The 19,205-nt window shown below is 69.0% G+C and carries 19 protein-coding genes and 1 pseudogene; 8 read left to right on the forward strand and 12 right to left on the reverse strand.

The features are described 5' to 3' along the window. The first annotated feature begins 270 nt into the window (after positions 1-270). Both P7D22_RS16530 and P7D22_RS16535 read left to right on the forward strand, forming a co-directional pair. Positions 271-540, forward strand: a complete 270-nt coding sequence (locus P7D22_RS16530) for a DUF2934 domain-containing protein (protein ID WP_319935354.1) — start codon at positions 271-273, stop codon at positions 538-540. 133 nt (positions 541-673) lie between these two features. Continuing rightward, positions 674-1,594 (forward strand): alpha/beta fold hydrolase, encoded by a 921-nt coding sequence (locus P7D22_RS16535; protein WP_319935355.1) that lies wholly within the window; start codon positions 674-676, stop codon positions 1,592-1,594. A 21-nt stretch (positions 1,595-1,615) separates the two neighbouring features. Here P7D22_RS16535 and P7D22_RS16540 read toward each other — a convergent pair. The 4 genes and pseudogenes from P7D22_RS16540 to P7D22_RS16555 all read right to left on the reverse strand — a co-directional run bounded on the left by P7D22_RS16540 (position 1,616) and on the right by P7D22_RS16555 (position 2,756). Beyond that, a pseudogene (locus tag P7D22_RS16540) lies at positions 1,616-1,875 on the reverse strand (type II toxin-antitoxin system RelE/ParE family toxin). Next, entirely contained in the window at positions 1,872-2,096 is a 225-nt protein-coding gene (locus P7D22_RS16545) for a hypothetical protein (protein WP_319935356.1), read from the reverse strand. Before P7D22_RS16545 ends, P7D22_RS16540 begins: the two are co-directional and overlap by 4 nt. A 76-nt stretch (positions 2,097-2,172) precedes the next feature. Then, a complete protein-coding gene (locus P7D22_RS16550) occupies positions 2,173-2,505 on the reverse strand; it encodes a helix-turn-helix domain-containing protein (RefSeq protein ID WP_319935357.1) in 333 nt (110 codons plus the stop codon). Beyond that, entirely contained in the window at positions 2,478-2,756 is a 279-nt protein-coding gene (locus tag P7D22_RS16555; protein ID WP_319935358.1) for a BrnT family toxin, read from the reverse strand. Before P7D22_RS16555 ends, P7D22_RS16550 begins: the two co-directional genes overlap by 28 nt. A gap of 158 nt (positions 2,757-2,914) precedes the next feature. Between P7D22_RS16555 and ispG the strand changes: the two genes are divergently transcribed. The 5 genes from ispG to P7D22_RS16580 all read left to right on the forward strand — a co-directional run bounded on the left by ispG (position 2,915) and on the right by P7D22_RS16580 (position 7,563). Beyond that, positions 2,915-4,234 (forward strand): flavodoxin-dependent (E)-4-hydroxy-3-methylbut-2-enyl-diphosphate synthase, encoded by a 1,320-nt coding sequence (gene ispG / locus P7D22_RS16560; protein WP_319935373.1) that lies wholly within the window; start codon positions 2,915-2,917, stop codon positions 4,232-4,234. Positions 4,235-4,292: 58 nt separating this feature from the next. Next, positions 4,293-4,940 carry a glutathione S-transferase family protein gene (locus tag P7D22_RS16565; protein ID WP_319935359.1) on the forward strand — a complete coding sequence of 216 codons (648 nt, stop codon included), beginning with the start codon at positions 4,293-4,295 and terminating at the stop codon, positions 4,938-4,940. An 88-nt stretch (positions 4,941-5,028) separates the two neighbouring features. Further along, on the forward strand, positions 5,029-5,808 hold the full coding sequence (locus tag P7D22_RS16570) for a hypothetical protein (protein WP_319935360.1): 780 nt from the start codon (positions 5,029-5,031) through the stop codon (positions 5,806-5,808). Positions 5,809-5,892: 84 nt separating this feature from the next. Then, complete coding sequence (locus P7D22_RS16575; RefSeq protein ID WP_319935361.1) at positions 5,893-6,114, forward strand: hypothetical protein; 222 nt, start codon at positions 5,893-5,895, stop codon at positions 6,112-6,114. Between the two features lie 63 nt (positions 6,115-6,177). Next, on the forward strand, positions 6,178-7,563 hold the full coding sequence (locus tag P7D22_RS16580) for an MFS transporter (protein ID WP_319935362.1): 1,386 nt from the start codon (positions 6,178-6,180) through the stop codon (positions 7,561-7,563). Between the two features lie 6 nt (positions 7,564-7,569). Here the strand turns inward: P7D22_RS16580 and P7D22_RS16585 are convergent, their stop codons facing one another. From P7D22_RS16585 to P7D22_RS16600, 4 genes are all read right to left on the reverse strand, one after another. Then, the gene (locus P7D22_RS16585; RefSeq protein ID WP_319935363.1) at positions 7,570-8,985 is read right to left on the reverse strand and encodes a mannose-1-phosphate guanylyltransferase/mannose-6-phosphate isomerase; all 1,416 of its coding nucleotides are present in this window, start codon (positions 8,983-8,985) and stop codon (positions 7,570-7,572) included. A gap of 45 nt (positions 8,986-9,030) precedes the next feature. After that, positions 9,031-10,623 (reverse strand): peptide chain release factor 3, encoded by a 1,593-nt coding sequence (locus tag P7D22_RS16590; protein ID WP_319935364.1) that lies wholly within the window; start codon positions 10,621-10,623, stop codon positions 9,031-9,033. 71 nt (positions 10,624-10,694) lie between these two features. Then, positions 10,695-11,249 carry a phasin family protein gene (locus tag P7D22_RS16595; RefSeq protein ID WP_319935365.1) on the reverse strand — a complete coding sequence of 185 codons (555 nt, stop codon included), beginning with the start codon at positions 11,247-11,249 and terminating at the stop codon, positions 10,695-10,697. A gap of 89 nt (positions 11,250-11,338) precedes the next feature. Next, complete coding sequence (locus P7D22_RS16600) at positions 11,339-11,707, reverse strand: phasin (protein ID WP_319935366.1); 369 nt, start codon at positions 11,705-11,707, stop codon at positions 11,339-11,341. 294 nt (positions 11,708-12,001) lie between these two features. On the opposite strand from P7D22_RS16600, the gene P7D22_RS16605 reads away from it, so the two are divergent. Continuing rightward, positions 12,002-14,674: a sensor histidine kinase gene (locus tag P7D22_RS16605; RefSeq protein WP_319935367.1), complete on the forward strand. Its 2,673-nt coding sequence runs from the start codon at positions 12,002-12,004 to the stop codon at positions 14,672-14,674. A gap of 51 nt (positions 14,675-14,725) precedes the next feature. Here the strand turns inward: P7D22_RS16605 and P7D22_RS16610 are convergent, their stop codons facing one another. From P7D22_RS16610 to P7D22_RS16625, 4 genes are all read right to left on the reverse strand, one after another. After that, the gene (locus P7D22_RS16610; protein WP_319935368.1) at positions 14,726-16,237 is read right to left on the reverse strand and encodes a L,D-transpeptidase family protein; all 1,512 of its coding nucleotides are present in this window, start codon (positions 16,235-16,237) and stop codon (positions 14,726-14,728) included. 189 nt (positions 16,238-16,426) lie between these two features. Then, complete coding sequence (locus P7D22_RS16615) at positions 16,427-17,182, reverse strand: hypothetical protein (protein WP_319935369.1); 756 nt, start codon at positions 17,180-17,182, stop codon at positions 16,427-16,429. 156 nt (positions 17,183-17,338) lie between these two features. After that, positions 17,339-18,394, reverse strand: coding sequence for a glycosyltransferase family 2 protein (locus P7D22_RS16620; RefSeq protein ID WP_319935370.1), 1,056 nt, complete (start codon positions 18,392-18,394; stop codon positions 17,339-17,341). 312 nt (positions 18,395-18,706) lie between these two features. Continuing rightward, a partial coding sequence (locus tag P7D22_RS16625) for a LutC/YkgG family protein (RefSeq protein WP_319935371.1) occupies positions 18,707-19,205 on the reverse strand: 499 nt, incomplete at its 5' end.

Raw genomic sequence — 19,205 nt, forward strand, 5'->3', positions numbered from 1 at the left:
GTGCTGGTGCTGCTGCAGTCGCTCGACGGCGGCTGGGCGGCGGTGGGACTGGCGCTCGCCTCGACCGCCCTGCTCAGCGCGAGCCGCGTCAACCCGCTGCTTCTGCTCGGCGTCGGCGCCCTGGCGATGGTGGGGCTGCGGGGCGGCGGACTCGCCTAGCGCCAGCCGGGAGACGCCCTATCTAATAGGGTGTGGCGGCGGCGTCCCTTCAGGGGTGCCCGCCGCTGTGAACCGCGGGCGAGGTCCGCGGCAATCGAGGTCGGAACCGCAATGGACAACGACACCACAGACCGCATCGCCAAGCGTGCCTATGAGCTTTGGGAGCAGGAAGGCCGACCGGACGGCCGCCACGACGACCATTGGTCCACGGCCGAGCGTGAAGCCGCGGGCGGCGAGGCCGCCGTGCCGTCCGAGCCGCATCCCGGCATGATGGGCGACGGCACAGAAGAACAGAACCTCGGCCAGCCCGGCAACCCGGCCGCGCGCATCGGCGAAGACGAGGTGCGCGAAGCCTTCGGCGGCACGAAGGCCGCCAAGTAGCAGGCGCCATGCCCCTCCCGGTTCCAGGGAGGGGCATCCCGGCCGGTTCGCCGCCTGTGTGCGAGGAGCCAATCCGGTTGTCCCCGCGTTGGGTCACCGACGCGGCGCCGCCGCCCGGGGAGGCCAGCGCGCCATGACGATCGCCGACAAGGATGCAGGGCCGGCCACCATCGCGCCTGCCACGCGGGTACGGACCCCGATCCTCGACATGGAGGTGTTCGACGCCGGCCCGCGCGACGCCCCCGCGGTGCTGTTGCTGCACGGCTGGCCCGATGCCGCCTCGACTTGGGATCGCGTCAGCCCCCATCTCAACGCGGCCGGCTTCCGCACCATTGCGCCCACTTGGCGCGGCTTCGGCGGCACGCGCTTCCGCGATCCCGCCACGCCCCGCACCGGCGATTCCGCCATCCTGGCCCATGACGCCATCGACCTGATGGATGCGCTCGGCCTCGAGCGAGTGTATGTCGCCGGCCACGATTGGGGCTCCAACGCCACCGAGGCGATGGCGGTCGGCTGGCCCGGACGCATCCGAGCCATGGCCATGCTGTCGACGCCGCCGCGCCTCGGCGGCATTCCGACCCCGCCCTTCGCGCAAGCCCAGCGGCAATGGTATCATTGGTTCATGGCCACCGCGCGCGGTGCCGCCGCCGTGCACGCCGACCCAAAGGGATTCGGCCGCCTCATGTGGGACAATTGGAGCCCGCCCGGCTGGTACGGCGAGGACACCTTCGCGGCGGCCGCCCACGCCTGGGAAAACCCCGGCTGGGCCGACGTGACGCTGCATTCCTACCGCGCCCGCTGGGACGAAGCCGCCCCCGACCCGCGCTCCGCCGCGCTCAGCGCCGCGGTCAAGGCAACGAAGACGATCGACACGCCGACGCTCTACATCCACGGCGCGCTCGACGGCGTGAACCCGCCCGAGACGGCGGAGGGCGTGGCGGCGAAGTTCTCGGGGCCGTTCGACAGACTGATGCTCGACGGGGTGGGGCATTTCCCGCCACGGGAGATGCCGGGCGAGGTAGCGAAGGCGTTGGTGCGGCATTTCGGGCCGTGATGACGGCTGAGGCGCTCAGGCTTACTCCGGCGCTCGCGCGCCGTGGCGGATCGTGAGGACGTCCACGGTCTCCAGCACTTCGTTCAGGCGGTAGAAGATCAGGTACGGGAACCGCCGGAGCGCGAAGCGGCGCCGCCCACCCGTGGATGGGATGCCAGGAGAAGCAGGGCGCGTTCCAGTTCATCAGCAACGCGGACCGCTGCAGCCGGGTTCTCGGCACGGAGGGCTGCGGAGATCATGTCGAGATCGCCGCGTGCCCGGCGAGTCAGGCGAAGCTTCACCCCCGGAAGCGACGGAACGCGTCGGCGACTTCGGCATCGCTGGCGAACTCCCCACGATCTGCCTGCGCCTCTCCTTCCAGCACGGCCTCGAGGTGTTCGGGCGGAACGGGGCCAGCCGCGTCCCCAGCCACTATGTCGAGGATGATGCGCGCAACGGCGTCTTGCGTTTCAGGAGGGGAGTGCCGGATCGTTGCGAAGGCTTGATCGAGAAGCTTTGTCATCGTGCTCGTGCAACCGGCCTGGATCTGCGTGACGGCACAATAGGTGATCCGCGCACTCGGTACGAGGTCACGAGCGTTACTTTGCCAGCACTTTGAACGCCCGCTCCGGGTCGTCATCGACGAGCGTGAGCAACGCCTGCGCCGCGGGGTCGGGCACGGAGCGGCGCTGTTCCCAATTGCGGATAGTGCCGACCGGGATGCGCAGGGCGGCCGCGAACTTGTCCTGAGACAGGCCGGCCTTGCGCCGCACCGCGGCGACGCTCGGAACGGGGCGGAATCCCGTGAGGGGCGTGTCGGGATCGAAGCCGTCTTCGGCGAGGTGGCGCCGCGTGTCCGCCTCCGTGGTGGCCGCAACCCTGGCCTGGTCGATCCGACCGGGTCCTAGCCTTCTGCCGCGCGTCGTTTCCATCGCTCCAATTCTCTGTGACGGCATCGGAATGCCGAGATGATCCATCGGATGTCGCCGCGCTGCGTATAGACCACGCCATAAAGCTCGGCCTCGATGCGACCGAAGGCGATGATGCGGACTTCGCCATAGTCCTTGCGCGTGTCGACGAACTCTTCAGTTTCGCGGTCGAACACATGAGCCACGAATTCGAAGTCGAACCCGCGCTCGTGCAAGGTCCTTTCGCTCTTGGCCTCATCCCAGTCGAAGAGCATGGATCCTTTGTAACGCCCCGCCGGAGCTTACGCAATCTGCGTAGTGCGCAATCTGACCAGGTCGACTGCCCTCCAAGGGCCTCCACCTTGACCCCGCCACCTTTCTCCCCCACACCCTCGACCCAAAGGCAATGCGCGAAGGATTTCGACCCGTGCTGATGGATCCTGTGGCTTCCGACATCCCCGACGATCGCGCGGGCCCGGCACCGCGGCGCCGCACCGTGGGCGTGCGGGTGGGCAACGTCCTCGTGGGCGGCGGCGCCCCCGTGGTGGTGCAGTCGATGACCAACACCGACACCGCCGACATCGAGGCGACCGTCAAGCAGGTGTTCGCCCTGCACCGCGCCGGCTCCGAGCTCGTGCGCATCACGGTCGACCGCGACGAGGCGGCCGCGGCCGTGCCGCACATCCGCGACAAGCTGGCCCAGATGGGCTGCGACGTGCCGATGGTGGGCGACTTCCATTACATCGGCCACAAGCTGTTGGCCGACCATCCGGCCTGCGCCGAGGCCTTGGCCAAATACCGCATCAACCCCGGCAACGTCGGCTTCAAGGCCAAGAAGGACGGGCAGTTCTCGGCCATCGTCGAGACCGCGATCCGCCACGGCAAGGCCATCCGCATCGGCGCCAACTGGGGCTCGCTCGACCAGGACCTGCTGACGTCCATGATGGACGACAACGCCAAATCGGCGCGCCCGGCGGAGGCCCGCGCCGTGATGCGCGAAGCCATGGTGCGCTCGGCCTTGTTCTCGGCCGAACGGGCCGAAGAGATCGGCCTCGCCAAGGACCGCATCATCCTGTCGGCCAAGGTGTCGGCCGTGCAGGACCTGATCGCGGTCTACAAGACCCTCGCGTCGCGCTCGGATTATGCGATCCACCTCGGCCTGACCGAGGCCGGCATGGGTTCGAAGGGCATCGTGGCCTCGTCGGCGGCGCTCGGCATCCTGCTGCAGGACGGCATCGGCGACACCATCCGGGTGTCATTGACGCCCGAGCCCGGCGGCGACCGCACCGTCGAGGTGCAGGTGGCCCAGCAGATCCTGCAGACCATGGGGTTCCGCACCTTTGTGCCGCTCGTCGCTGCCTGCCCAGGCTGCGGCCGCACCACCTCGACGGTGTTCCAGGAGCTGGCGCGTGACATCCAGAGCTACATCGTCACCGAGATGCCGAACTGGAAGACGAAGTTCCCCGGCGTCGAGGGGCTGAACGTCGCCGTGATGGGCTGCATCGTCAACGGCCCGGGCGAATCGAAGCATGCCGACATCGGCATCTCGCTGCCCGGCACCGGCGAAACCCCGGCCGCCCCGGTGTTCATCGACGGCGAAAAGGCATTGACGCTGCGCGGCCCCAACATTGCGGCCGAGTTCAAGCAGCTGGTCGACACCTATATCGTCAAGCGCTTCGGCGAAGGCGTGCCCACCGGCAAGCTGGAGACGCCCAACACGGTCGAGGCGATGACGGTCGCGGCGGCCGAATAAACAACAGGCTCTCCCCTCCTCCCGCCGGCGCGGGAGGAGATCATCGACGAGGCCGTTTATGCCCACCACCCTGCCGATCACGCTGTTCTACGCCCCGCAGACCCGCGCCACCGGGGTCCGCGTGCTGCTCGACGAGCTCGGTGCGCCTTATCGCCTCCACGCGCTCAATCGCAATGCGGACGACCACCGCTCGGACGCCTTTCTGGCCGTGAACCCGCTCGGCAAGGTGCCGGCCGTCACGGTGGGCGACACGCTCATCACCGAACAGGGCGCCATCTACACCTATCTGGCCGACCTGTTTCCCGAGGCGGGGCTGGCGCCGGCCCTCGACGATCCGTTGCGCGGCGCTTACCTGCGCTGGCTGTTCCTGTATGGCTCCTGCCTCGAGCCCGCGGTGGTGGATCGCTTCATGGAGCGCGAGCCCGGGCCACGCGGCATGTCGCCTTATGGCACCTATGATGCCGTGCTGGACCTGATCGTGGCGCAGCTCACCCCGGGGCCCTACCTGTTCGGCGAGCGGTTCACGGCCGCCGACCTCCTGTGGGGCACGGCGCTGTCCTGGCTCACGGCCTTTAAGCTGGTGCCCGAAGACCCGCCGATCCGGGATTATGTGAAGCGCATCCAGGCGCGGCCGATCGTGCAGCGCGTGCAGGCCGACGACGCCGAACTGGCCAAGCGCCACCAGGCCGAAGCCGTGCGGGCCTGAGGCCGGCGACATCGGTCTGACGGGCAGCCCCGGGCAAGCTTCCGCCGCGACGGTGACCACCAACGCCCTCGCGCCCCGGACCCGCCTCATGGACCGCCCCCACATCGTCATCGCCACCCCGTGCTTCGGCGGTCAGGTGGCCCACACCTTCATGCTGTCGGTGATGCGGCTGCAGCGCCACCTCGAAGCGCGCGGCTTCGGCTCCGACGTGCTGCTGCTTGGCGGCGACTCGCTGATCAGCCGCGCCCGCTCGGTGTTGGTGGCGCATTTCCTGGCGAATCCAGCCGCCACCCACCTGTTGTTCATCGACGCCGACATCGGCTTCGACGTCGACCAGTTCACCCGCCTCCATGAAGCCGACCGGGATTTCGCGGCGGCCTTCTATCCGCTGAAGAACACCGATTGGGCCCAGTTGCCGGCCCGCGCCGTGGCGGGCGAGCCGCTCGAGCGCGCCGGCCTGTCCTATGTGGGCCACCTTTGCACCGGCGCGGCGCTACAGGTCGAGGACGGCTTCGCCACGGCCGAATATGCCGGCACCGGCTTCCAGCTGATCCACCGTCGCGTGTTCGACCGCATGGTCGCGGCCTATCCGGAAACCAAGTTCCGCGCCGTTCATGCCAGCACCAACGAGCAACCGCCGTCCGACACGCTCTACGCCCTGTTCGACAGCCTGATCGACCCTGCCACCGGCACCTATCTGAGCGAGGATTATGCCTTCTGCCGTCGTTGGCGGGCGCTTGGCGGCACCATCTGGCTCGATCTCGACAGCCGGTTGAGCCACACCGGCCCCGCCACCTTCGTGGGCGACACGGGCCAGCGCTTCGCCCGGCTGCGGCAGCCCGCCACGGTGGTGGGCCTCGCGGCCTGAGGCACCCCTAACATTGTTAACAAGGAACAAAGCTGCCGCCGCGATCTTTTGTCTTGTGGGAGCAAAACAAGAAAGAACCGCACGATGGACAGCACCAATTCGCGCGCCGGCCTGATGTCCGGCATCGCCATGGCGATCTACGGCACCACACCCTCGGACCTTGAGGAAAGCGGCGCTGGCCGCCACGGCATCCGGTCCCGCGCTCTGCGCCATGCCCGGCTGCGCAGCATGATGCAGGTCGACATCGGGGAAAGCACGCGGCGCCATATGGCCAACCGCTTGACCCGCGCGGCCTTAGACGACTGAGTCGACAGCGCGCCGTCACCCTGGTCGGCGGCCAGCCATGAGCGTAGAAGCAGCGCAATAGTCGTGACCGCAGCATCTTCGCACCCCGACCTCGCCGACGGCCTGCCGTCGCCCCGCCGCATCGTCGCCGTGGTGGCCCTTTTGGCTGCCATCGTGCTGGCCGTGCTCGACGGCGCCATCGCCAATGTGGCGCTGCCCACCATGTCGGGTGCCCTGCGGGTCAGCCCGGCCGCCGCCATCTGGATCGTTTCGGCCTATCAATTGGCCCTGGTGGTGACGCTGCTGCCGTTTGCGGCCCTCGGCGAAAGCCTCGGCTACCGCCGCGTCTTCACGGCCGGTGTTGCCACCTTCACGCTGGCGTCGCTGCTGTGCGCCCTTGCCCCGAACCTGCCGACGCTGGTGGCGGCCCGGGTGCTGCAGGGGCTCGGGGCCGGTGCCACCATGTCGCTGATGGCGGCGCTGTTGCGTTTCACCTATCCGCAGCGGCTGATGGGCCGCGCCATCGGCTGGAACGCCATGGCGGTGGCGCTGGCTTCGGCCACCGGACCGACGCTTGGCGCCGCCATCCTGCACGCGGCGTCCTGGCCCTGGCTGTTCGCCGTCAATGTGCCGATCGGCGTGCTGGTGTTGCTGGCCTCGCGGGCCCTGCCGAACCCGCCCGGCTCGAGCCGCCGCATCGATGGCTGGAGCGCACTGCTCAACGCCCTCGCGTTCGGGCCGCTGATCATCGGCGTCGACCGGCTCACGGCGGCGCCGCTCGAGGCGGCGGCGCTGTTCGGGGTGGCGGCTGCAAGCTTGACGCTGTTGATCCGCCGCGAGGCGCCGCGCCCCGCCCCCTTGATCCCGCTCGACCTGCTGCGTCAGGGGCCGATCCGCTTGTCCGTTATTGCCTCCGTCTGCGCCTTTGCGGCCCAGATGCTGGCCTTCGTGGGCCTGCCGTTCTACCTGCAGCACGGCCTCGGCCGCGATGCCTTCACGACCGGCCTGCTGATGACGCCCTGGCCCGCCACCGTGGCGGTGGCGGCGCCCTTGTCGGCACGGCTCTGCGAGCGCTATTCGACCGCTACGCTTTGCGCCATTGGCGGCATCGCGCTGGCGCTCGGCCTCGGGCTGGCGGCGGCTTGGCCGCTGGGCGACAACCTAGCCCCGTTGGTGGCCTTCAACATGCTGAGCGGGCTCGGCTTCGGCTTCTTCCAGACGCCCAACAACCGCAACATGCTCCTGTCGGCCCCGAAGGCGCGGGCGGGCGCGGCCGGGGGCCTGCAGGCGACGGCGCGGCTGTTCGGCCAAACCAACGGCGCCGTCATCACGGCGCTGTTGTTCGGCGCCGTGGGCGCTGCGGCGCCGCGGGTGGCGCTCGGCGTCGGGGCCGCTTTCGCGCTGGCCGCAGGGTTGATCAGCACCATGCGCCGCGCCGGAGGCGGAACGCCGGGCCCTGGCGGCCATTAGGCGCCGTCAGGAGCGGTTGTAGACGTCCTCGATCCGCACGATGTCGTCTTCGCCGAGGTAGCTGCCGGTCTGCACCTCGATCAGCTCGAGGTCGATCTTGCCAGGGTTGGCCATGCGGTGCGTGCAGCCGATCGGCAGGTAGATCGACTCGTTCTCGTGCACCAGCGTGACCCTGTCGTTGACCGTCACCTCGGCGGTGCCCCGCACCACGATCCAGTGCTCGGCCCGGTGAAAATGCTTCTGCAGCGACAGGCGCTGGGCGGGCTTCACCACGATGCGCTTTACCTGATAGCGGCCGCCGCGGTCGATCGACTGGTAATAGCCCCAGGGCCGGTAGGAGCGGCGATGTTCCAGCGCCTCCGGGCGCTTGTCGCGCTTCAGCTGGTCGACGAGGTCCTTCACCTGGGCGGCCTTGTCGGCGTTGAGCACCAACACGGCATCCTGAGTGGTCACCACCACCACATTGTCGAGCCCCACCACGGCGGTCAGCATCTCGTCGGAGCGGATGTGGTTGTTGCGGCCGTCGAGCACGAGGCCGGAACCCCGGATGGCATTGCCGCGCTCGTCGTGCTCGCTCAGCTCCCACACGGCCTGCCAGGTACCGACGTCCGACCAGCCCATGTCGGCCGCGATCACGGCCGCATGGTCGGTGCGCTCCATCACGGCATAATCGATGGCGATCTTCGGCGCCCGCTCGAACGCCTCCCGGTCGAGCACCAGCAGACCGAGGTCGCGCCGGGCGCCCGATACGGCCCCCTCGGCGGCCCGCGCGAGGTCCGGTGCGAAACGCTCGATCTCAGCTTTCATGGTGTCGGCCCGGAACACGAAGTTGCCGGAGTTCCACAGATAGCCCTCCGCCACGTAGCGGGCCGCGGTCGCGGCATCGGGCTTCTCGACAAAGGCCTCGAGGCGGCGCACGCCCTGCCCGGCAGCGAGCGGCGCACCGGGCCGCAGATAGCCGAACCCCGTGGCGGGGCGGGTCGGCGCGATGCCAAAGGTGACGATCGACCCCGCCGCGGCCGCCACGGCGGCCTCGCGGCAATAGCGCAGAAAGGCGTCGCGATCCTCGATACGGTGGTCGGCCGCGAAGACCGCCACAACGGTGTCCGGGCCGCGGCGCAGCGCCAGCTCGGTCGCCACAGCGACGGCGGCGCCTGAATCGCGGCGCGACGGCTCCAGCACGATATCGGCCGCGACGCCGGTCTCCTTGGCCTGTTCGGCCGCCAGAAAGCGGTAATCGTGGTTGGTGATCACGATGGCCGGCTCGAACAGCGCGCGGTCGCCCAGCATCTCGAGGGCGGTCTGGAAGGTCGACCGCGTTCCGAGCAACGGGATGAACTGCTTCGGCAAGGCTTCGCGCGACTCGGGCCACACCCGCGTCCCGGAGCCGCCGCACATGATCACCGGCAAAATCTTAATCATCAAGTAATTCCCGCCCCGGACCACCACGCCGCGACAGTGTAGCAGCTAGGAAGCCCTCTGATAGTCTTTGATGTCGGAGAAGGTTACGGCCGGCCATCGTTCCTGCTCGTACCGCAGGGTGAAGGCCGAGGTGGCCATGAACACCGGGGCCCCGTCGAGGTCGGCGGCCGTCGAGGACGGGTAGGCGTTGAGGAACTTGGACACCTCGGTCTCAAGCCCCGTCACCCAGCGGGCGAGCTCGAAACGGCTCGTCTCGAACGACACCGGCAGGCCGTATTCGGCCTGCAGCCGCTCGGCCAGCACGTCGAGCTGCAGTGCGCCGACGACGCCCACCATGGCGCCCGACCCGTCATAAGGCACGAAGGTCTGCACCACGCCCTCTTCGGCCATCTGCTGCAGTGCCTCGCGCAGCTTTTTGGCCTTCATGGCGTCGGTCAACTTCACCCGGCGCAGAATTTCGGGCGCAAAGGAGGGGACGCCGCGGAACACCAGGTCTTCACCCTCGGTCAGCGTGTCGCCGATGCGCAGCGTGCCATGGTTGGGAATGCCAACCACGTCGCCAGGAAACGCCTCCTCGGCCAGGGCGCGTTCCTGGGCGAAGAAGAATTGCGGGCTGTTCAACGCCATCGGCTTGCCGGTGCGCACCAGCTTCGCCTTCATGCCGCGGACCAGACGCCCCGACGATACCCGCATGAAAGCGATGCGGTCGCGGTGGTTCGGGTCCATATTGGCCTGGATCTTGAACACGAAGCCGCTCATCTTCTTCTCGCCGGCGGCGACGAAGCGGCTTTCGGCCTGCAACCCCTTCGGAGGCGGCGCGAAATCCGCCAGGGCGTCGATCAGGTCCGCCACCCCGAAGGTGCGCAGCGCCGAGCCGAAGAACACGGGCGTCAGGTGGCCTTCCAGATAGGCCTGGATGTCGAAGGGCCGGCCGGCCTCGTGGGCGAGTTCCAGCTCGTCGAGGGCGGCCTCGGCTTCGTGGGCCGGCAGCAGGGCGCGGATGCGTTCGTCGCGCGGCCCATCGACCGGCAGCATCGGCGCCGTGACATCGGCATCGAGCTTGCGGATCATGTTGCGCCGCAGGTCGTAGGTGCCCGCGAAGGCGCGGCCGCGGCCGATCGGCCAGGTCATCGGCGCCGTGTCGAGGGCCAGCACCTTCTCGATCTCGTCGAGCAGGTCGAAGGGGTCGCGGGTTTCGCGGTCGAGCTTGTTGACGAAGGTGACGATCGGGATGTCGCGCAACCGGCACACCTCGAACAGCTTTCGGGTGCGGGACTCGATGCCGCGCGCGGCATCGATCACCATCACGGCCGAGTCGACCGCCGACAGCGTGCGATAGGTGTCTTCCGAGAAGTCCTCGTGGCCCGGCGTGTCGAGCAGGTTGAAGACGCACCCCTTGTGCTCGAAGGTCATCACCGAAGTGACGACCGAGATGCCGCGCTGCCGCTCGATGTCCATCCAGTCCGAGCGGGTTTGCCGGCGGTTGGCCTTGGCCCGCACTTCGCCGGCCAGCTGGATGGCGCCGCCGAACAACAGCAGCTTCTCGGTCAGCGTGGTTTTGCCGGCATCCGGATGCGAAATGATCGCAAAGGTGCGCCGGCGCGCGACGGGATCGTCTGGGGAAGGGATGGAAGCCATGATGCGGCGTTTGTGAGGGAAGCCGCAGGGCTTAGCAAGCTGCCGCCGGGCCGGAGCCCGGGCGGTGCGTCTCAGCCCTTGCGGCGGTTCAGGGGATCGACGGCGCCGCGCATGATGGTGGTTGCGAGGTTCGACAGCTCCCGGGTTTGTGCCGTCATAGCTTCGAGCTCCTGGCGGGCGTGTTCGGCGCTGAGCGCGATGGCATCCGACAGGCTCCTGGTTCCGGCGAGGCTCTGCCAATGCCGGATCGTCGCTTCGGCGTTGCTCCGCCACGCCGCCATGGCCTTGCTGTTGAAGGCCGCCATGCCCTCGAGGGTTCCGATGGAACGCGCCTGCAGGCCTGCGCCGAAAAGCTTCGGCATGTCGGCTGACGCAGGCGGCAACGACCGCGCCATGACGTTCAGCTGCTCGCGCGCTTCGTCGAGGGCCTCGGACGTCGCCCGCACCGCGTCGGCGGCGAGATCGGCGCCGACCTTGCTGGCTGTTTCAGCCCCGTCGAGCACACCCTCGGCCGCGCCTTCGAGCCCATCCACCGCGCTTCCCGGAGGGGTCGGCGTGGCTTCCGAGCCCTGGCCCACCGTCTCGTCATGGACCGGCTCCGTCGGGCCGCTGCTGTCAGGCGTCATCGAAGCATGTCCTTGCGGGAGGGTGGCAGCCGGGGCCGCAGCCGACGAGGCGCGGGGCCGCTTATGGCGCCGGGACAGCGCCATGGGGCTCAGCCCTGGTTCGGCTTGCTGAAGCTGCTGCTCACCGTGGAGCCGATATCCTTGGCCTGCTCCTGCAGAGCCGACATCTGCGCCTTCACATATTCGGACTGCAGCTGCATGAGCTCCTGCATGTCCGTCACCTTGACGACGCGGGACGCGTAATCGAAGGCCGAGCGGACGTTCTGCTCGGTGAAGGTCACGGCCTTGTCGCCGATGACCCGCACGCTCGACTGCATGCTGTTGGCCGTGGTGTCGGCCTGACCCATCGCCTTCTGGGCGGCGCCGATGAAGGACTCGAAGGCCTTGCGGGCCTGATCGACGCTCTTTTCCGCGAGGTCGCGCATTTCCGGGGGGATTTCGTAGGACGGCGTCGGCACGGCTGGTCTCCTCATACCCAGGTGAAAACGATGTTGGTTTTGCGGGAGAAAACGCCCCGACCAACCCTTTTGTGGCACAGCACGGTCCTACAATCCACGATTTCGCAATGCAACATCGTTTTGCAACGCAGCATAGTGAGGAAAGCCGGGACTGTGGCGTTGCCTCTCTAGCGTGAACAAAGCCTTAACTGCTAGTCTTCGGCTTAAGCATGCCGAAAGGCCGGGTGGGGAGGCCGGGGTGGACGACACGGGTCGGATTGGGGCGTGGTCCCGCATGGATACGATGCACCGGACATGAAGGCGCTTCTGGACACCGCGCAAGCCATGACGATCGTCGACCGCCTCGGCTTTGCGCACGCCGGCGAGGCGCCGCTCGTGCTGGTGGACCGCGGCAGCATGGCGGTGTTGTGGGCCAATGCCGCCGCCGCGGCCGCCTTGGGCTCGGCCGATGCCACGGCCCTGACCCATCGCCTGTTCGGCTCCGGGCTGCTGGCGCAGCGCCTCCGGCGTCTGCCGCGGGCCGGCGCCGGTTATCGCCTCGAACGCCTGCCCGTCCCCGACCAAGCCCAACCGCTCGTCCTCGCCTGCCACCCTATCGAGGAGGCCGGGCGCGCCCTGGTGCTGCTGGACCTGCGGGGCGGTCCGGTGCTGGCCGCCGTCCCTGTTGCGGCGGCGCCCGTCGGCGATCCTCCAGGGGTGATCGACGCCGCCATCGTGCCCGAGCCCGTCACGGTTGCGCCCGTCGCCCCTGAACCGGATGCCGCCTTGCCGTCGCAACCGGACCATGGCCAGTCCGATCGCCAGCCCGTGACGCGCATCCTTTGGGAAACCGACGCGGAGGGCCGGCTGACCGAGATCGGCCCGGAGGCCCGCCGTTTTCTCGGGGCCACCGCCCCGCAGGTCGGCGATACGCTGGCGGAGTGCCTGCGCGACGCGGCGCCGACGCTGGCGGACCGGCTCGCCACCGCGGCCCGGGACGGAAACAGCCTGGCCTTGAGCCGCTTCGAGTGGCCTGTTGCGGCGCCGGGCCCGCAGCGACTGGTCGAGATCGGTTGCGTTCCGAAACGCAGCGGCCCAGGCCTGCGGGGCGTGCTGACCGTACACGGCGCCGCCCTGCCGGCCGAGAGGGCCGCTGCGCCCGAACCCGATGCGACGCCAGCTATTGCGGCCCCGGACGACGCGCCAGACGCCCCCGAAGCCGAACCGCGCGCCGAGACGGTTGCCACACCGGAGCCGGAGGTTTTTGCGGCAGCGGCCGAACCGGTCGCCGCGAGCGGCAGCCCGGCCGAGCCGACTGCCCCGACGCCGCCCGGCATCAACAACGTCGTCAGCTTTCCGCTCCTGCGGCTTGGGTCGGTCCCGGCCAATTTTGTGCCGGCCATGCGGCCCGCCCCGGCGAGCGCGGCGGCGAAATCGACGGACGTGGCCGACGTGACCGACTTGGCGGGGCCGCTCTGGTCCGAGGCGCCCGCGTGGTCCGAGGCGATAGGGGGCAATGAACCCGATGACCTGACGGCGGATGAGCGCGACGCCTTCGAGCATATCCGCAAGGTGCTGGGCAACCGTCCCCTGGCGCCGCCGCCCGCGGTCGAACGCAGCCCAGCCCCGCAAACCGGGCCGGGGCTCGCATCCCTGCAGGCCCTGCTCGACCGCGTGCCCATCGGGCTGCGGCTCGACTTCGATGGCGCCACCCTGCTGAACGACGCCCTGACGGCGCTGGTCGACCCCGACGCCGCGACCGCCCCCGTGTCGAGCGATCGATCGTTGCCGGGGCGCAACGGCGCGCCGATCGCCACCACGGTGTCGCGTTTCGACATCGGCGGCGCCCCCGCGACCCTGGTGGTGGCCGATCCGATGCCGTTGGCAGCCGGGCCGCAACCTTTCGACGGGCTCGATCTCGTGACGGACGGGCATCTGCGTATCGACGAGGCCGGCCTGCTGGCCGAGGTGAGCCCAAAGGCGGCGCGCCTCCTCGGCCGCGACGTTCGAACACTGCTGGGCCAGCCCTTCACACCGATGCTGGCGGACGGACAGGCGGCGCATTGGCAAGCCCTGGCGGCCTCCGCCGCAGGCCCTGAGAGTCCGCCCCCAAGCCCGTTGCGACTGCGCGGCAGCGCCGGCCAGCCGGTCGCCGTGCTGGCCCGCCTCGGCCGCCACAAGGGCGGGCTCGTTTGCGCCCTGACGCTCGACCGCCCGGTCGCAGCGCCGGCCAATGATACGGTCGAGGCGGCCCGTCGCGAGGCGGAGCGCACCAGCGCCCTCAAATCCGAGTTCCTGGCCAAGGTCAGCCACGAGATCCGCACGCCGCTGAACGCCATCCTGGGCTTCACGGAGGTGATCCGCGATGAGCGGCTCGGCCCCGTCGGCAACGCGCGCTATCTCGAATACCTGCGCGACATCCACGCCTCCGGCACCCATGTGATGAGCCTGGTCAACGACCTGCTCGACCTCAGCCGCATCGAGGCGGGCCGCATGGACCTGCGGCTCGAGGCGGTCGACGCCAACGCGATCGTGCAGAGCTGCGTCAACACCCTGCAGACGCTGGCCCTTCGGGAGCGCGTGATCGTGCGCCTGTCGCTAACGCCGCGCCTGCCCCGCACCCTGGCGGACGAGCGCAGTTTGCGTCAGATCGTGCTCAACCTGCTGTCGAACGCCGTCAAGTTCAACGAGCCCGGCGGGCAGGTCATCGTGTCGACCGCCTTGGCGCGACCCGATGCCGTGGCGATCCGCATCCGCGACACCGGCATCGGCATGACCGAAGACGAAATCGCGGCCGCCATGGAGCCGTTCCGGCAGTTGTCGACCGTCAATCGCACCGGCAGCGGCCTGGGCCTGCCGCTGACCAAGGCCCTGGTGGAAGCCAATTGCGCCAGCATGTCGATCAAGAGCACGCGCGGCGAAGGCACGCTGGTCGAGGTGACGTTCCCGCTCGTCGAGCAGGATGCCATGAGCCAGCCGGCCGAATAAACCCGGCAGGCTGGCTTCACCTTCCCGGTCGGGCGAGCCGACAGGTGGACTTTAGCGGCTGAGCGCCTGCAGGTCGGCCCGCGCCTCGGCGGGGGCGCCGATCGTGTCGATGCCGTAAACGTCGTCGCGGAAGTTCGCCGGCCCTTCGCCGTTCGACCAGCCCGTCATATAGACCCAGCTGACCGGCACGGCCGTCGTCAGCCGCACCTCCTGATGCTCGCCGCCGTCGATGCGGCCTTCCACGACCTCCTTCGACCATTGTCCGTCGGGCGCGCCGGGCGTGCCGTTCAACAGCCAGGCCGCGAGATCGTAGACGCCCTGCACCCGCACGCAGCCATGCGACAGGAAGCGGAAGTCGGCGCCGAAGAACCGCTTCGACGGCGTGTCATGCATATAGACCGCATCCTTGTTGGGCATGTTGATGCGGATGGAGCCGAGGGCGTTGGCGGTGCCTGAATCCTGCCGGAGGATGTAGTTCGTGGCGTGCTGGGTCGTCCAGTTGATCGAACGGGCGTTCACCTCGTGGCCTGCCCCATCAAGGATGCGGATCTTCTGCTTGGCGAGGTAGCCCGGGTCTTTCTGCATCTTCGGGATGATCTCGTTCTTGATGATCGAGACCGGCAGCGTCCAGGTCGGGTTGAGGTTGACGGCCACCACCTTGGTGTCGACTTCCGGCGACGGATGGTCGGGGTCGCCCACCACCGCGACGTAGCGCTTGTGCACGACGCCGCTCTCGACCGTCTCGACCGAGGCCGAGGGGATGTTCACCACCACGTAGCGCTGGGCGAAGTTGAACGGCCGACCCGCCAGGCGCTGGGCCGAGGACGCGAGCTCGGTAAACCGCACGTTGGCCGGAACGTTCAGGGCCTTCAGGGTCGCGCCCTGCACGAGGCCGGAGTCCTTCAGGCCATGCCGGATCTGAAAGCTCTTCACAGCCTCGGTCAGGTCGGGCGTCCAAGTGGTCTCGAACATGCCGCCCTTGCGCAGGTAGCCCTCAATGGCGAGGCGCAACCGCAGCGTGGTGACGGCCTTGCCGCTGCTGCCGGGCGTCAACGCCGCCGGCACCACGGGCCAGCCCCCCGCATCCGCGATGGTGGCGTAATGTTCGGACGCCTTGGCGGTGGCGAAGAAGGTTTCGGGCGTCAGGGACGGGTTCGGATCGGTGGACAGCGCCGTTTCCCGCGGCGGCGCCGGGGGCGCCACCTTCTTCACAGGCTTCAACTGGGCGGTCGGGATCGGGGCGGCCGGCGATGCGGGCGCGGCCACTGTGGCGGCGGCGCCCGGGATGGCGGGTGCCGTCGGCACGGTCGGCTGGGCGCCGACCACCGGCTGGGCCGGGGCAACGGCCGTCACGGCCGCAGGCGCCGGCACCACGGGCTTGCTGAGCGTCACAACCGGCACCGCCGGCACGGTCGGCGTCGGGATACCGGCGATCGGCGCGGGCGACAACAACCCGGAGGAGGGTTGATCCTGCGCGAAGGCTGGCGCGATCGCGGCGGTGCAAAGCCCGCACAAGGCTGCGCTGGCCAGCAGTCCGGCCTGGGTGAAGCGGCGGTGGATCATCGGCCCTCGCGTTCTTCGGGCGGCCCGCAATGCCGGCCCCGAACCTGGCGCCCGCACGGCCCAGGCCTTGTATCGTAGCGGAATGGGCCTAAGGGCCGATTGCGGTGGTTCGATGGCCCCAACGCGGCGGCGTGTGATCGCAGCCACACTGGTGCATGGCCGCAACAGTTCAATGCACGACGGCAGGCCTTAGGGTACGGGCTTCGCGGCCGGCGTGGTGGCGGGCGCCGGCGCCGCAGGCGTCACCTTGGTGGCGGTATCAGGCGTCGTGCCGGCGGCATCGGCCGGCGCCAGCACCGGCGCGGCCGGATCGGCCGCCACATCGGTCACCTTGAGGGCGCTGAACTTCCAGGTATCGACCTGGTTTTCCTCGGATTGGGCCCGCATGCCGATCCGGCCGCCGCCTTCGGGCATCTGCCCCTTCACGGTGGCGAACTTCCCGTCGTTGACATAGGCCACGATGCTGCTGCCCGACAACGTCACCCGCAGGGTGTTGCTGGCGCCAGCCTGGGTCTTGATGTCGGCATCGGCCTTCCAGTCGATGACGCTCATCCACTTGCCGTTCAGCTTGCGGGCGATCTCCGCATAGCCGCTCGGGGTGATCATGAACATGTAGTAGTTGTCGTAGTCCTTTTGCCAGAACACCGGCCCGGCCATGGTGTTGTCGTTGTTCGACACGATGGTGGGCATGCGGACCGTCAAGCAGACGTCGGCCTCGCCGAAGTTGAGACCCTTGTAGATCAGCAGGTTGGAGATGTTGGGCTGCGGCTTGACCTTGACCTTGCCGTCCTCGACCGTCACGTCGGGCGCGTCGAGGCCCCAGCTGGCATCGACCTCCTGGAAATCGTCGGTGAAGAGCGTCTTGCCACCTTTGCAGGCCCAGGCCGGCGTGCTGGCCAGCGTCATCGCGCCCGCCACCATCAAGGCTCGCATCCAAAGGCTCATCGGCACCCTCCCGTTCAACATGACGGGTCTAACGGTTTGGCTGGGGAGAAGTTTGGCAAATCGGCGAGAGCCCGGCAAATGCCTGCGGGCGTTGCAGCGGCACCACAAGACAGAGGACGCCTGCGCCCTCGCGGGCCTCGGCATGGCGGTCGGCCGTCAGGCCGCTGCGGGATCGGGGCGCAGCACCTGCCGCAGGCCGCCCCAGGCCGAGCGGTGGCCGGGCTGGAGCCGGTAGGCCAACAGCGCGTCCCGCCGGGGCCGCGGCAGCACCAGCACGAGCCAGAACAACACGCTCATCGACAGTTTGTGCGGCAACGGCCGCGCCATCCCGACCAGCAGGCGCTGCAGGGCCAGCACGTGGCGGAGCCGCGGCGCGCGACCCTCGAGCACCGTTTGGTAGAGCCGGCGCTCCCGGGGAAAGAACGCCGACGCGCCTTCAACCAGCGCCCCGCCCTCATTGCGAGCCGCCAGGATGCGCCGCAGATGCTCGTGCCGTCGCAGGAAGCGCTCGGCCTCGCGGCCGAAGCGCGCCGCATCGGGCCGGCTGCCCGATTGCGAGCCGTTGCGGCCATGCAGGCGGTAATACCCGAGCGGCTCGGCAAGGCTGACCACCGTGCCGAAGAAGGGCGCCGCGAACACGATCACACCATCGACCCAGGTCTCGTAATCGACCTCCGCCAAAATCTCGCACAAGGCGCGGCAGAACACGTTGCCGGAGGTCGGCGGGCTGTTGTAGCAGCCGGTGGCCAGCACCTCGCGCCGCAGCCGCGCCCCCGCCTCGCCCTGCCGCAAGGCCGGGCTCGCGGCACCAAGCACCTGCCCGTCGGCATCGATGGGAATGAGCGGGAACTGCAGCTTCGCCAGCCCGGGCCGGAGATGGGGCAGGATGCGGGCGAGGCCGCCGGGCACCAAGGCGTCATCGGCGTCGAGGAACAACACGAAGGGCGCTTCGGCGCGGGCGAAAGCCTGACGGCACGCCGCCAAAGCGCCGCCGTTCGCCACCCGGAACGCCTTTGGCAGCCGGTAAGCTTCGATCACCGGCCAGGACTCGTCCGTCGAGCCGTCGTCCACCACGATCAGCTCGCAGTCGGGGCCCATCTGCGACACCACGCTGTCGATCGCCCGGCCCACGAAAGCCTGGTAGTTGAAGCAGGAGATGATGATCGACAGGCGCAACCCACCTGCCCGCTGCGCATCCGCGTCGACCGCCATGCCGCCCACCTCGACCGCTCTGAATATTGAATACTATTTCAATTTGATGGCGCGCCACTCTATACGGCATCGACGCTGATCTTATTCAGTATCATTCGGAGGATACATCGACAATGCTGGGCGACACCGAAGCCGTACCGATCAAAAAGCTTCGGATTGGCTCGAAACAGCCCCCAGCGACTTGGCATCACGATGGATCGCGGGCCCTGTCGCGGCTGCGGCGCTCTGCCGATCTGCCGCGCCATCCGTCTTCGCAGGGAGCCGGCGCCGGCAAACACCAGCGGGCCAGTTCCCCGTCGCGCCGAGAGTGTTTTACCGCACGATGACGATGTGCAGCCGGCGTGGCCCGTGGGCGCCCAGCACCAGCGTCTGCTCGATGTCGCCCGAACGCGACGGGCCGGTGATGAGGTTCAGCGTGCGCGGCATCGCGGTCGGCCCATAGCGGTCGCGCAGCCGGTCGAGCACCGTCTCGAGGTCGCCCGCCACCTCGTCGGCCCGCACCACCACCACGTGGTTATCGGGCAGGAAGTTGAGCGTCGTCGGGTTGGCGGTGCCGGACACCAAGGCCAGCGTGCCGGTCTCGGCCACGGCCCCGAAGGCGCGCGACACGGCGTTGAGGTCGTCGCCATGCGAGCGGCCGGCCGCCAGCGTCAGCGCCGTTTCCGTCCAGGGCAGCTGGCCGAGGTCCGGGTCGTCGCCCATGCGCAGCGTGGCGGGCGCGTTGGCGTTGCGCAGGAAGCGCGCCACCTCGGCCGGCACCTCGGCCATGGCGTCCAGCACCGCCACGCTGGCATGGGCCGCCTCGGCCCGC

The sequence above is a fragment of the Lichenihabitans sp. Uapishka_5 genome (assembly GCF_033947565.1).
In the GTDB taxonomy this organism is placed as follows: Bacteria; Pseudomonadota; Alphaproteobacteria; order Rhizobiales; family Beijerinckiaceae; genus Lichenihabitans.